Origin of the sequence: Nioella aestuarii (genome assembly GCF_050896395.1) — a bacterium.
GTDB lineage: Bacteria > Pseudomonadota > Alphaproteobacteria > Rhodobacterales > Rhodobacteraceae > Nioella > Nioella aestuarii.
Window position 1 is genome coordinate 75,530 of the sequence record NZ_JBPBBA010000007.1, and the last position, 13,402, is coordinate 88,931.

General features: G+C 61.6%; 10 protein-coding genes. 7 read left to right on the top strand and 3 right to left on the bottom strand.

Annotated features, from left to right (window positions below):
• Window positions 1-50 precede the first annotated feature (50 nt).
• From ACROHD_RS06710 to ACROHD_RS06740, 7 genes are all read left to right on the top strand, one after another.
• The gene (locus ACROHD_RS06710) at window positions 51-605 is read left to right on the top strand and encodes a helix-turn-helix domain-containing protein (RefSeq protein ID WP_432676618.1); all 555 of its coding nucleotides are present in this window, start codon (window positions 51-53) and stop codon (window positions 603-605) included.
• A 12-nt stretch (window positions 606-617) separates the two neighbouring features.
• Entirely contained in the window at window positions 618-3,065 is a 2,448-nt protein-coding gene (locus tag ACROHD_RS06715; RefSeq protein ID WP_432676619.1) for a GcvT family protein, read from the top strand.
• Window positions 3,062-3,958, top strand: a complete 897-nt coding sequence (locus ACROHD_RS06720) for a homocysteine S-methyltransferase family protein (protein WP_432676621.1) — start codon at window positions 3,062-3,064, stop codon at window positions 3,956-3,958. The genes ACROHD_RS06715 and ACROHD_RS06720 overlap by 4 nt, the downstream gene beginning before the upstream one ends.
• A 10-nt stretch (window positions 3,959-3,968) precedes the next feature.
• Complete coding sequence (locus tag ACROHD_RS06725) at window positions 3,969-6,413, top strand: GcvT family protein (protein ID WP_432676622.1); 2,445 nt, start codon at window positions 3,969-3,971, stop codon at window positions 6,411-6,413.
• Window positions 6,410-7,252, top strand: a complete 843-nt coding sequence (locus tag ACROHD_RS06730; protein WP_432676623.1) for an isocitrate lyase/PEP mutase family protein — start codon at window positions 6,410-6,412, stop codon at window positions 7,250-7,252. Before ACROHD_RS06725 ends, ACROHD_RS06730 begins: the two co-directional genes overlap by 4 nt.
• Window positions 7,236-8,780, top strand: coding sequence for a trimethylamine methyltransferase family protein (locus ACROHD_RS06735; protein ID WP_432676624.1), 1,545 nt, complete (start codon window positions 7,236-7,238; stop codon window positions 8,778-8,780). Before ACROHD_RS06730 ends, ACROHD_RS06735 begins: the two co-directional genes overlap by 17 nt.
• A 69-nt stretch (window positions 8,781-8,849) precedes the next feature.
• On the top strand, window positions 8,850-9,701 hold the full coding sequence (locus ACROHD_RS06740) for a crotonase/enoyl-CoA hydratase family protein (RefSeq protein ID WP_432676625.1): 852 nt from the start codon (window positions 8,850-8,852) through the stop codon (window positions 9,699-9,701).
• Here the strand turns inward: ACROHD_RS06740 and ACROHD_RS06745 are convergent.
• The 3 genes from ACROHD_RS06745 to gyrB all read right to left on the bottom strand — a co-directional run bounded on the left by ACROHD_RS06745 (window position 9,698) and on the right by gyrB (window position 13,295).
• A complete protein-coding gene (locus ACROHD_RS06745; RefSeq protein ID WP_432676626.1) occupies window positions 9,698-10,123 on the bottom strand; it encodes a rhodanese-like domain-containing protein in 426 nt (141 codons plus the stop codon). The two genes, ACROHD_RS06740 and ACROHD_RS06745, sit on opposite strands and share 4 nt — an antisense overlap.
• A gap of 60 nt (window positions 10,124-10,183) precedes the next feature.
• Window positions 10,184-10,741: a class I SAM-dependent methyltransferase gene (locus tag ACROHD_RS06750; protein ID WP_432676627.1), complete on the bottom strand. Its 558-nt coding sequence runs from the start codon at window positions 10,739-10,741 to the stop codon at window positions 10,184-10,186.
• Between the two features lie 136 nt (window positions 10,742-10,877).
• Window positions 10,878-13,295, bottom strand: coding sequence for a DNA topoisomerase (ATP-hydrolyzing) subunit B (gyrB, locus tag ACROHD_RS06755; protein ID WP_432676629.1), 2,418 nt, complete (start codon window positions 13,293-13,295; stop codon window positions 10,878-10,880).
• Window positions 13,296-13,402: the final 107 nt, after the last annotated feature.

Here is a 13,402-nt window from a genome sequence, read left to right on the forward strand (position 1 = left end):
CGCGGCCATTGTGAAGGTTTTCCACAGAATTTCACGGGCCCGACTCACTGATGCAACACCCTTCCCTCGGAGCTGACCTCAGATCCCTGCGCAAGCTGCGTGGGATGACGCTGGAGGATATGGCCCTGCGGTTGGGCAAATCGGTTGGCTGGATCAGCCAGGTGGAACGCGACATTTCCACCCCACGCGTCAGCGATCTGCGTGACATCGCCAAGATCTATGAAGTGCCGTTGTCGTTGTTCTTTGGAAAGGCCACGGGTCCGGAAAACGAAATGGGCCGCGTGGTGCGCGCTGCCAATCGCCGGACCGTGGGCGAACAGGATGGCGGACTGATCGAAACGCTGCTGTCCCCTGATCTGACCGACTCCTTCGAAGTGGTGCATTCGACCTTTCAGCCGGGTTCAAGCCGGATGGAACGGACATCGCGCCCCACACAGGAACTTGCTTTCGTCATGTCGGGCAAGCTGGACATCTGGCTCGATGACGACGCTTTCACCATCCGCGCCGGCGACAGTTTTCGCGTGCGCGATCAGTCTTACCGTTGGGCCAATCCGTATGACGAGCCCGCCGTTGCAATCTGGGTGATCTCACCCCCCGTCTACTAAGAAGGATCCGCCATGGCCGATTTTCCCACATCCGCAAAGGTCGTCATCATCGGGGGCGGTGCCGTTGGTGCGTCGAGCCTCTATCATCTGGCCAAGAAGGGCTGGACCGACTGCGTGCTGCTGGAAAAGAACGAATTGACGGCGGGATCGACATGGCACGCGGCGGGGAACGTGCCGACCTTCTCGACCTCATGGGCGATCATGAACATGCAGCGTTATTCGACCGAGCTTTATGCGCGCTTGGGCGAAGAGGTGGACTACCCGATGAACTACCACCAGACCGGGTCTATCCGTCTGGCGCATACGAAGGAACGGATGCAGGAATTCGAGCGCGCCTGCGCCATGGGCCGCTATCAGGGCATCGGGATGGAGATGCTGACGCCCGAACAGGCGAAGGAACGCTACCCCTTCCTTGAAATTCACGATCTGGAAGGCGCGCTGTTCGATCCTTCCGACGGCGATATTGACCCCGCGCAGCTGACGCAGGCCCTGGCAAAGGGCGCGCGCGAGATGGGCGCGAAAATTATCCGCTTCTGCCCCGCGACCGGCGTGACCCAGAAAGAGGATGGCAGTTGGATCGTCCACACCGACAAGGGTGACATCGCCTGTGAATACGTCGTGAACGCGGTGGGGTACTACGCGCAGCAAGTCGGGGAATGGTTCAAGCCCTATGGTGGGCGCACTGTTCCGATGATGGTCATGAGCCATCAGTATGTGCTGACCGATGAGGTGCCCGAGGTCGAAGCCTGGAGCAACGAGAACGGCCGCAAGCTGCCGCTTCTGCGGGATGTCGATGTCTCCTACTACTTCCGGCAGGAAAAGCATGGCTTCAACATCGGCCCTTATGAGCCGAACTGTAAGGCGGAATGGGCAGGGTCGCCTGATGAGGTGCCAAATGATTTCAGCTTCCAGCTTTGGACGGATGATCTGGAAAGGATCGAGGACATCGTTGCGGATTCGATGGAGCGCGTTCCGCTGGCTGCCACTGCCGGGATCAGCCGCATCATCAACGGCCCCATTCCCTACGCGCCTGATGGCTTGCCGCTGATCGGTCCGATGCCCGGCGTTAAAAACGCGTTCGAGGCGTGCGTGTTTACCTTCGGCATCGCCCAAGGGGGCGGGGCTGGCAAGGTGCTGGCCGAATGGATCGTCGATGGCGCAACCGAATGGGACATGTGGGCCGTCGATCCGCGCCGCTATACAGACTACACCGACCACGAATACTGCGTGGCCAAAGGGATGGAGGTTTATGGCAACGAATATGCCATGCATTTCCCCTGGCATCGCTGGCCCGCCGCGCCGGATCGCAAGCTGTCGCCCGTCCATGACAAGGTGACCGCGCTTGGCGGTGTGATGGGCGACTATAACGGGTGGGAACGGGCCAACTGGTTCGCGCAGCCCGGCGATGACACCAGCGAGGAAAGCACCCACACCTGGGGCCGGTCTGGTCCGTGGGAACAACGGATCAAGGAAGAATGCGAAGCCGTGCGCGATGCCTGTGGCGTGCTGGACCTGCCGGGCTTCTCGCGCTTCTGGGTCAAGGGCGACGGCGCAGACGAATGGCTGCGCGGCTTCTGTACGGGGGGTATTCCCAAGATCGGTCGGATCGGCCTGATCTATGTCTCTGACCACCGCGGCCGCATCCTGACGGAGATGAGCTGTGTCCGGCTGGAGGAAAATAGCTTCGTCCTGATCACCGCTGCCACGGCGCAATGGCATGATGGCGAGCTTGTGAAGAATTCCGTCCCCGAGGGTGTCACCGTCACGGAAACCACCCGCGACCGGGACTGCCTGATCGTTGCGGGGCCGACGTCACGCGATGTGTTGGCGGGGCTGACCGATGCGGACCTAAGCCAAGGCTGGCTAACCCATCAGCACGCGACGGTTGCCGGCAAGCCCGCGTTCCTGATCCGCGTGTCCTTTACCGGTGAACTGGGATGGGAAGTCCATGCCCAGAACGAGGATATGCCCGCGATCTACCAGGCGATCATTGATGCAGGCGCCAAGCCCTTCGGCATGTGGGCGCTGAACAGCCTGCGGATCGAGAAAGGCTATCGCGCGTGGAAGGGCGATCTATCCACCGATTACAGCCTGTTCGAAGGTGGGCTGGATCGTTTCGTAAAGCTGGATAAGCCTCAGGACTTTATCGGCAAGGCCGCCCTGATGGCCGAAAAACAGCAAGGCTCGAAGAAGCGCTTCGTGACGCTGCTGGTTGATGCCGGAGATTGCGACGCGCCCTACATGTCCTGCCTGTGGCATGGCGATGAGATCGTGGGGGAAACCACCTCTGGCGCGTGGGGTTATCGGGTGAATGCCTCGGTTGCGCTTGGCATGGTGCGGGCTGATCTGGCGGTGCCGGGCACCGAACTGGAAGTGGAGATCTACGGCGAGAAATGCCGCGCCGTGGTGCAGGAAGATCGCCCGCTGTGGGATCCGGAAAACGAAAGGTTGCGTACTTGACGCAGATCACCCTTCTGGACGGGTCCATCGGGCAGGAGCTGGTGCATCGCGCCGGGGCCCGTCCGACGCCGCTTTGGTCCACATCGGTGATGCTGGATCGGCCGGAGCTGGTGCGCGCCGTGCATGGCGACTACTTCGACGTGGGGGCGACCATCGCCACCACCAACACATATTGCGTTTTGCGCGACCGGTTGCGCCCAGAGGGGTTGGAAGATCACTTTGCCGATCTCATCGAAACGGCTCTGGCCGAGGCGGAAGCGGCGCGCGATGCGCATGGCGGCGGCCAGATTGCCGGGTCGCTTGGGCCGCTGCGCGCATCATACCGGCCTGACCTCTGCCCGCCTGAGGAGGAAGCCGCCGCAGCCTATGCAGAACATGTGCAGATGATGGAGCGGCGGGTTGATCTCTTTCTCATCGAAACGGTGTCCTCGATCCTTCAGGCGCGCGGGGCGCTGGCAGGCTGCGCCGGAACCAAACTACCGGTCTGGTTGTCGGTTTCGGTCGACGACGAGGACGGCACGCGATTGCGGTCGGGCGAAGCGCTTAGCGACCTGGCGCCGGTGGTGAAGGAATTCCAGCCAGACTCCCTGCTGGTCAACTGTTCCCGCCCCGAGGCGATCGCCGCAGCCCTGGACATCCTTACACCGCTCGGCCTGCCGACGGGGGCCTACGCCAATGGGTTCACCCGGATATCGGATGGCTTTTTAGAGGATCGCCCGACTGTGGATGCGCTGACCGCACGCAAGGATCTCGGCCCTGTTGAATACGCTGATTTCGCCATGGGTTGGGTTGATGCCGGGGCCACGATTGTCGGGGGCTGCTGCGAAGTTGGCCCCGCCCATATTGCCGAACTTGCCCGGCGGCTGACCGCCGCTGGCCACACGATCATCTAAGGAAAGTCAGATGTCCAAGATCCCATCCCATGCCCGTGTCGTCATTATCGGTGGTGGTGTGTCCGGTTGTTCGGTTGCCTATCACCTGGCAAAACTGGGCTGGAAAGACATCGTCCTGCTGGAACGCAAGGTCCTGACCTGCGGCACCACTTGGCACGCGGCGGGCCTTATCGGTCAGTTGCGCGGGAGCCAGAATGCCACCCGGCTGGCAAAGTATTCCGCCGATCTCTACGTGAAGCTGGAGGAAGAGACGGGCGTCGCGACGGGTATGCGGCAGAACGGGTCGATCACGGTTGCCCTGACCGAGCACAGGCACGAGGAAATCCTTCGTCAGGCGACACTCGCGCGGGCCTTTGACGTGGATGTGGCTGAAATCTCGCCCGAGCAAGTGAAGGAGATGTATCCGCATCTCAATGTCTCGGACGTTGTGGGCGCGGTACATCTGCCACTTGATGGCCAATGCGACCCGGCCAACATTGCCATGGCGCTGGCCAAGGGCGCCCGGATGCGCGGTGCGCAGGTGATCGAGGGCGTGAAGGTAACCGGTGTGACGCAGGCAAATGGCGCAGTCACCGGCGTCGATTGGGAAAGCGGTGGCGATGCCGGGCATATCGCTGCCGATCTGGTGGTGAACTGCGGCGGTATGTGGGGCCGAAACCTTGCGGCGGCTTCTGGCGTGACCCTGCCGCTTCATGCGTGCGAGCACTTCTATCTTGTGACCGAGGCGATCGAGGGTTTGAACCGTCTGCCAGTGCTGCGGGTGCCGGATGAATGTGCCTACTACAAGGAAGACGCGGGCAAAATGATGCTCGGCGCGTTTGAACCGAAGGCGAAGCCATGGGGCATGGACGGTATCTCTGAGGATTTCTGTTTTGACAGCCTGCCCGAGGATTTTGACCACTTTGAGCCTATCCTTGGCATGGCAATGAACCGTATGCCGATGTTCGAGACGGCGGGAATCCATACCTTCTTCAACGGGCCGGAAAGCTTTACCCCCGATGACCGCTACTATCTGGGTGAAGCGCCCGAGCTGAAGGGTTACTGGGTCGCGGCGGGGTATAACTCTATCGGGATCGTGTCATCGGGTGGTGCCGGGATGGCGCTGGCGCAGTGGATGGAAGATGGCGAGCCGCCCTTCGACCTTTGGGAGTCCGATATTCGCCGGGCGCAGCCGTTCCAGAAGAACCGCAGGTATCTGAAGGAACGGGTCAGCGAGACACTCGGTCTGCTCTATGCCGATCACTACCCCTATCGGCAAGTTGTCACCTCGCGCGGGGTGCGCCGGTCGCCGCTGCATGAGCACCTGAAGGCGCGCGGTGCCGTATTCGGGGAAATGGCCGGGTGGGAACGGGCCAACTGGTTCGCCTTTGACGGTCAGGAACGCGAATACCGCTACGACTGGAAAGGCCAGAACTGGTTTGCGAACCACAAGGCCGAACACATGGCGGTGCGCGAGGGCGTGGGCCTTTTCGACATGACCAGCTTCGGCAAGATCCGGGTCGAGGGGCGCGACGCGCTGGCCTATCTGCAACGGCTGTGCGGCGCCGATATGGATGTCGCGCCCGGCAAGATCGTCTACACTCAGATGCTGAACAAACGCGGTGGCATCGAATGCGATCTGACCGTAACCCGGCTGTCTGACACGGCCTTCTTCCTCATCGTGCCGGGGGCGACGCTTCAACGCGATCTCGCCTGGATGCGACGGCATCTGGGGGATGAGTTCGTTGTTATCACCGATGTGACGGCGGCAGAGGCGGTGCTGTGCGTCATGGGCCCGAAATCGCGTGATCTGATGCAGGCCGTCAGCCCCGATGATTTCTCGAACGAGGCGCATCCCTTCGGTATGGCGCGAGAGATCGAGATCGGTATGGGCCTGGCACGCGCGCATCGCGTGACTTACGTGGGCGAGCTTGGCTGGGAGATTTACGTGTCCTCCGACATGGCGGCCCATGTATTCGAGGCGCTGGAGGAAGCTGGCGCCGGAATGGGCCTGAAGCTGTGCGGTCTGCACACGCTGGATTCTTGCCGCACCGAAAAGGCGTTCCGCCACTTTGGTCATGACATCACAGATGAGGATCATGTGCTGGAGGCGGGGCTTGGCTTTGCGGTCAAGACCGACAAGGGTGACTTCATTGGGCGCGAGGCTGTGCTGAAAAAGCGTGAAGAGGGATTGCAGCGGCGGCTGGTACAGATCCTGCTGGAAGATCCTGAACCGATGCTGTTCCACAACGAGGCGGTGATCCGGGACGGCAAGATGGTCAGCTATCTGACCTCTGGCAATTACGGCCACTATCTGGGCGCGGCTGTGGGGCTTGGCTATGTGCCCTGCGAAGGGGAAAGCGCGGCAGATGTGCTGGCATCGTCCTACGAGATCGAGATCGCGGGTAAGCGGCACAAGGCGATTGCCAGCCTGAAACCGATGTATGACCCCAAGGCCGAACGGGTGAAGGCATGACACTGGCCGCCCGCCACGACCGCTTTGCGGCGCTGCATGGCTCGGGCTGCTTCGTGATCCCGAACCCATGGGATATCGGGTCTGCCCGGATGATGGCGGCCATGGGCGCGCAGGCGCTTGCCACGTCCTCGGCGGCGCAGGCCTTTACGCTTGGACGGCCCGACATGGGCACAATCACGCAGGACGAGGCGCTGGCCCATGCGGAAGATATCGTCGCGGCGACTGGCCTGCCGGTATCGGGTGACTTTGAGAACGGCTTTGCCGATGACCCAGACGGCGTAGCCGAAACCATCCGGTTGGCGGCAGAGGCGGGCCTTTCGGGCTGCGGCATTGAAGATACGCAAATGGTGGCGGGCAATCCCTCATACGGGTTCGATCTGGCGGTAGAGCGTATCCGAGCAGCGGCCTCTGCTGCACGCGGTCTTGGCCGGCCCTTCGTGCTGGTTGCGCGCGCCGATGGTGTGATTAACGGAAGCTACGACCTGGCCGAGGGTATCCGCCGGCTGCAGGCGTTCGAGGCCGCGGGGGCCGGTTGTCTCTACCTGCCCGGCCCGCCGGGCAAGGCGGAGCTGGCGCAAGTGCTGGCCTCGGTCACGGCCCCGGTCAATGCGCTTGCCGCCGGGCCCTTTAAGAACCTGACCGTGGCCGAGCTGGCCGCCATGGGCGTGCGCCGGATTTCTACCGGCAGCCAGATCGCCCGCGTGACCCATGCCGCGATCCGCGATTGCATGACCGCAATGCTGACAGATGGACATTTCGAGCCGCTGAAACGCGCGGCCTCGGGTAACGATATCGACTTTCTGCTGAACGAAGGAGTGGAAGATGGAAGAGGCAAGTGAAACGCAATCGCGTGGTCGCCGTTCAGGTGGCCGTGCGGCCCGCAAGGCCCTTCGTTCGGCGCCGCCCGCCGAAAGCGCCCGGTCCGTTCGGCCTGGTATGCCCGGCGGCGTGTACAAGCCGCTGACCGATGAGGGCATCGAGCGGATTCACAGGGCCGCCCTGACAGCGCTGGAAACCATTGGTCTGTCCGGTGCACCTGCCTCGGGAATCGAGATTCTGACCGGCGCGGGCGCAATTCTTGGCGATGACGGCAGGCTGCGGTTCCCGGCGGCTTTGGTCGAGGATGCCTTGGCCATGGCTGCGCGCGACATCACCCTGTGTGCGCGTGATCCGAAGTTTGACCTGAACCTGTCCGGCACCAACACGCATTTCGGAACGGCAGGGGCGGCCGTGCATCTGGTCGATGTGGAAACCAATAGCTACCGCGAATCCACCGCGCAGGATCTGCATGACGCGGCCCGGATCACGCAGGCACTGGATAATATCCACTTCTTCCAGCGCCCCATGGTCTGCCGGGATATTCCCGACAACCTGGATATGGACCTGAACACGATCTACGGTGCGGTTGCCGGTACGACCAAGCATATCGGCACCTCGTTTTCCGACCCGTCGCATGTCGAGAAATGCTTTGAGCTGATCTACATGCTGGCGGGGGGTGAAGCGGCCTATCGAGAACGGCCCTTTATCTCGAACTCCAATTGCTTCGTCGTGCCGCCCATGACCTTCGCAACCGAAAGCTGCGAGACGATGGAGGCGTGTATTCGTGGCGGGATGCCGATCCTGTTGCTGTCTGCCGGGATGGCTGGGGCGACGGCGCCCTCGACCATTGCAGGCGCTATTACTCAGGCCGTTGCCGAATGCCTGGCGGGCCTGGTCTATGTGAATGCCATCGCGCCGGGTCATCCGGCGATCATGGGCACCTGGCCCTTCGGGCTGGACCTGCGCACCGGAGCCATGTCTATCGGGTCTGGCGAGCAGGCGCTGCTGACGGCGGGTTGCGCGCAGATGCACCAGTTCTATGGCCTGCCCGGCGGCTCTGCCGCGGGGGCATCGGACAGCAAGCTTCCAGACATGCAGGCCGGTTGGGAACAGATGTGTTCCAACGTCATGGCGGGGCTGTCCGGCGTCAACATGATCTACGAGGCGGCGGGGATGCATGCCTCACTGCTCGGCTTCTGTCATGAATCGCTTATCCTAAGCGAGGATTTGATCGGTCAGGCAATGCGGTGTGTGCGCGGGATCGAGGTGGATGACGAAACGCTGGCGCTCGACCAGATGGCAGAGGTCTGTCTTGGCGGGCCTGGGCACTACCTGGGCACTGATCGGACCTTGGCGCGGATGGAATCAGATTTCGTTTATCCCAAGCTCGGCAACCGGATGAGCCCCAAGGAATGGGCTGAAGCTGGCAAGCCGATGCTGCTGGAAACCGCGACTGCCAAGAAGAAGGCGATCCTTGCCAATGCGCCGAACCTGATATCGCCCGAGGTCGATGCCGCGGTCCGTGCCAAGTTCAATATCGTCATCTGACCCGCGGCCTTGCCCTTTGCCTGCCCCTGCGCAACGCTGCCGGGGCAGGACGGCAAGGAGGGGTCAGCCATGGCGAAGGTGCTTTATGAAAAAGACGGTCGGATCGGTCGTATCACCCTGAACCGGCCCGAGGTCATGAATGCCATAGATGACGATCTGCCCGGCGAGCTGGCGGCTGCCGTGGCAGAAGCCGACCATGACCGGGACGTGCATGTCATGGTCCTGTCGGGTGCGGGCAAGGCGTTTTGCGCGGGCTATGATCTGGCCCACTACGCGCAAGATCCCGATAACAAGATCACGCAAGAGATGCCTTGGGATCCGATTCAGGATTTCCAATTCATGTGGGCCAATACGCAGGCCTTCATGTCGCTCTTTCGGGCGATGAAACCGGTGATCTGCAAGGTGCATGGCTTTGCCGTCGCGGGTGGATCGGACATCGCGCTGTGTGCGGATTTGACGATCATGGGGGACACGGCGCAGATCGGGTACATGCCGACGCGGGTTTGGGGATGCCCGACGACTGCGATGTGGGTGCATCGGCTGGGGCCGGAACAGGCCAAGCGGATGCTGTTCACCGGCGACAAGATCAGCGGGGTTGAGGCCGCCCGGATTGGGTTGGTGCTGAAATCCGTCCCCGATGACCGGCTTGATGACGAAGTAGAGGCATTGGCCGGCCGCATGGCGACAGTGCCGATCAACCAGCTGGCCATGCAGAAGATGGTGATCAATTCGGCGGTCGAGGAACAGATCACCCGCACACAGCGCTTGGCGACAGTGTTTGACGGGATCACCCGCCATTCGCCCGAGGGGCTGAACTTCAAGGCCCGGTCGGAAGCGGTCGGATGGAAACAGGCGGTGCGCGAACGCGACATGGGTACGTTTGACTGGACGCTCAACCGCCCGATCAACCCCGAAAGCTAGGGGTGATAGGCCGCGTCCCGTTGCCAGCCGTCGAAGCCAGATTGCATGACAACCACATTGGTGCGCCCTGCCACGCGGAGGGCAAAGGTCGCCTGCGAGGACCGCGCGCCGGTGTTGCAGAACAGGATGGTCATCCGGTCCTCGGGGATCTCGTCGATCCGGTCCAGAACCTCGCGCCATTCGATATGGATTGCGCCGGGGATGGTGGCCTCGGCATGTTGCGCGGCACTGCGGGTGTCGACGAAGAGCGCGTTTTCGAACACGGTCTGGTCGATCTGCTGCGGAAGGATGATGCCAGCGGTTTCTTCCGCGAACATCAGGTAATCCTGCATCGCCTCGATCGCGGCCTCTTGTTGCGCGAGGGCTGGTGATGAGAGAGACAGGCAAAGAACGCCAGCGGCGATGGCAGATCTGGGTGACATGACATTCCTCCTGTCGGGAATCGTGGCGCAGAACCGGTAAGGCACGCAAGCCTTCAGGGGTCACTTTGTTGGTGTGGCGGTAAACATAACCTGCCCGCGTGGCAGCAAGGTTTCGGATCGGTTCAGGCTCCAGCCGGTGTCCAGAGCAATTTGCTCGATATCTTCCGCCAGCAGATGATAGGGCGCCTTCGCTCTATGCGTCACAACCCCGTCGCGTTGCCGGAACGGCAGGGCGGCCAAGGTCAGATCAGGGGCAAGGAACACTGTGAACAGCAGCTTTTCCAACATTGGAAAGTCGCGCAAATTGGTCAGGGCGGTTTGCAGGCGGGCCAACCCGAGATGCGGGAAGACCGCGAAGGCGATGGCATGGGTGATGACCGGAGGAACGCCGGGGAAGGTGAAGTCCCTATCGAGGATCAGGTGATCAAGCGGCAGCCGTGCGGGATCGGCCAGTTCTGCCGCGTGGCCCGCAAGCATGATCTCGCGCGAGGCATCCGTGGCCCAGTAGTGGCCGGGCTCCAGGTATTCGACCGCCTTGCAGCCAAGCCTTAGCGACCCTGCTCCGATATCCAGAAGGTGATGGTTGGGCCTTAGCCCAGCTTCCAGCAGAACGGCCATTTGCACCCGGCCGGTTTCGTCCCACCGGCCGCCAACGATATCGCGGTGACGCCCTGCCGCGAGCGCCTTGTCATAGAACCCGGCTGCCTCATAAGGCGATTCAAGGCCGGGGAATGTGGGGGGCAGAGAACCCGGATCAGAAATCGAGGTTCTCCACGCTCAGCGCGTTTTGCTGGATGAATTCGCGGCGCGGTTCCACCACGTCGCCCATCAGCTTGGTGAAGATATCATCGGCCTCGACCATATCGTCGACCTTAACCTGCAACAGCGTCCGCGCCTCGGGGTCCAGGGTTGTTTCCCACAGCTGATCGGGGTTCATTTCGCCAAGGCCCTTGTAGCGTTGCAGCGTCAGACCCTTTTCGCCTTCGGTCAGGATCGCCTCCAGCAGATCCATGGGCCCGTGCACAATGGTTTCGCGGTCCTTGCGGGACAGGTTGGCCGGGTCGCGATAGACGTCGCGGGTTTGCTTTGAAACCTCGGAAAGCTTTCGTGCCTCGCCCGAGCGAAGAACAGCGCCGTCAAGCGTGCGGATCTCTTCGACCCCGCGCAGGACGCGGGACAGGCGAATGCCGTGATCCTGAGTGATCCGGCCCTGCCAACCGCGTTCATATTCCAGCGCCACCTTGTCCAGCCGCGCGGCCACGTCATCGGCGACGCGCTGAAGGTCGGCATCGGCACGGCCCGGATCGAAGGCCCCGGCAATGGCAGCCTGTTCCAGAATGCGGCGAGGGTAATGGGTCGGAAACGCCTCCAGCACGCGCTTGAAGCTGCGCGCACCTTCGACCACGCGGGCCAGATCCTGCCCGGCGATCTCTTCGCCCGATTTCAGGCGCAGTACGGTGCCATCAATACCCATCTGGATCAGGTAGTCCTCAAGCGCGGACTGATCCTTGAGGTAAACTTCGGACCGGCCCCGCGCGACTTTGTAAAGCGGCGGTTGCGCGATGTAGAGATAGCCGCCCTCGATGATTTCCGGCATCTGCCGGAAGAAGAAGGTCAGCAGAAGCGTGCGGATATGCGCGCCGTCCACATCGGCATCGGTCATGATGACGATCTTGTGGTAACGCAGCTTGGCGATGTTGAATTCGTCCCGGCCAATGCCGGTGCCAAGCGCGGTAATCAGCGTGCCAATTTCCTGGCTGCCAAGCATCCGGTCAAACCGCGCGCGCTCCACGTTCAGGATCTTGCCGCGCAGGGGCAGAACGGCCTGATTGTGGCGTGACCGGCCCTGCTTGGCCGACCCGCCAGCGCTGTCGCCCTCGACCAGGAAGATTTCGGACTTTGCGGGATCCTTTTCCTGACAATCGGCCAGCTTGCCGGGCAGTGACGCCACATCCATTGCCGTCTTGCGCCGGGTCAGCTCGCGGGCTTTGCGGGCGGCTTCACGCGCCAGTGCGGCCTCGATGATCTTGCTGACGATGGTTTTGGCTTCGTTGGGATGTTCTTCGAACCATTCCTGAAGCTTTTCATTCATCAAGCCTTCAACGGCGGGCCGAACCTCTGACGAGACCAGCTTGTCCTTGGTCTGGCTGCTGAACTTGGGGTCGGGCACCTTCACGGACAGCACACAGGTCAGTCCCTCGCGCGCGTCGTCGCCGGTGAAGTTGACCTTCTCTTTCTTAGCGATGCCGGTCGAGTTGGCATAAAGGTTGATCGTCCGCGTCAGCGCGCCCCGGAAGCCCGCAAGATGGGTGCCGCCATCGCGCTGCGGGATGTTGTTGGTAAAGGGCAGAACCGTTTCGTGATAGCTGTCATTCCACCACAGCGCCGCCTCGATTTCGATATCGTCGCGAGTGCCGGTAATGAAAATTGGTTCTTCCATCGCGGAATGCTTGGATCTGTCCAGGTAACGGACGAATTCCTTGACGCCACCTTCGTAGAAAAGTTCCGACCGCAGGGGTTCCGCCGGGCGCATATCTTGCAGAATGATGCGCACCCCGGAGTTCAGGAACGCGAGTTCCCGCAGGCGATTTTCGAGCGTCTTGAAGACATATTCGAGGTTCGAAAACGTGCTGGTCGAGGCCATGAAGCGCACCTCGGTGCCCTTTTCGCCATTCGCGTCGCCGACGACTTCCAGATGTTTTACGGTGTCGCCGCGTTCAAACCGGGCGTGATGTTCCTTGCCATCGCGCCAGATCCGCAAATCGAGCCAGTCTGACAGCGCGTTCACAACGGAAACGCCCACACCGTGCAGGCCGCCCGAGACCTTGTAGGCGTTGTCGTCGAACTTACCGCCAGCATGAAGCTGGGTCATGATGACCTCTGCCGCGCTGACGCCTTCTTCCTCGTGGATACCCACGGGAATGCCGCGCCCGTTGTCGCGGACCGACACGGAACTATCCGCGTGAATCGTGACCGTAACGGCATCAGCATGACCGGCCAAAGCCTCGTCAATGCCGTTGTCCACGACTTCATACACCATGTGGTGTAGACCGGAACCGTCGTCCGTATCCCCGATATACATACCGGGGCGTTTTCGGACGGCCTCCAACCCTTTGAGAACCTTGATGGAATCCGCACCGTATTCGGTGGGTGCCTGCGCGTTTTCGGCCATGGATGACCCCTGTTTTTCTTGTCTACTTCTTATACGTGCCACGGTGGGGAATGTCACGGGTCTGACACAATATTTAGGGGGCGAGCGACAAGTTGTGGGAAAGCAGT

Bases quoted from the DNA above. Each gene is read 5' to 3' on its own strand.
- ACROHD_RS06750 (WP_432676627.1), bottom strand. From the start codon at position 10,741: ATGGCCGTTCTGCTGGAAGCTGGGCTAAGGCCCAACCATCACCTTCTG.
- ACROHD_RS06725 (WP_432676622.1), top strand. From the start codon at position 3,969: ATGTCCAAGATCCCATCCCATGCCCGTGTCGTCATTATCGGTGGTGGT.
- ACROHD_RS06745 (WP_432676626.1), bottom strand. From the start codon at position 10,123: ATGTCACCCAGATCTGCCATCGCCGCTGGCGTTCTTTGCCTGTCTCTC.
- ACROHD_RS06730 (WP_432676623.1), top strand. From the start codon at position 6,410: ATGACACTGGCCGCCCGCCACGACCGCTTTGCGGCGCTGCATGGCTCG.
- ACROHD_RS06710 (WP_432676618.1), top strand. From the start codon at position 51: ATGCAACACCCTTCCCTCGGAGCTGACCTCAGATCCCTGCGCAAGCTG.
- gyrB (WP_432676629.1), bottom strand. From the start codon at position 13,295: ATGGCCGAAAACGCGCAGGCACCCACCGAATACGGTGCGGATTCCATC.
- ACROHD_RS06715 (WP_432676619.1), top strand. From the start codon at position 618: ATGGCCGATTTTCCCACATCCGCAAAGGTCGTCATCATCGGGGGCGGT.
- ACROHD_RS06735 (WP_432676624.1), top strand. From the start codon at position 7,236: ATGGAAGAGGCAAGTGAAACGCAATCGCGTGGTCGCCGTTCAGGTGGC.
- ACROHD_RS06740 (WP_432676625.1), top strand. From the start codon at position 8,850: ATGGCGAAGGTGCTTTATGAAAAAGACGGTCGGATCGGTCGTATCACC.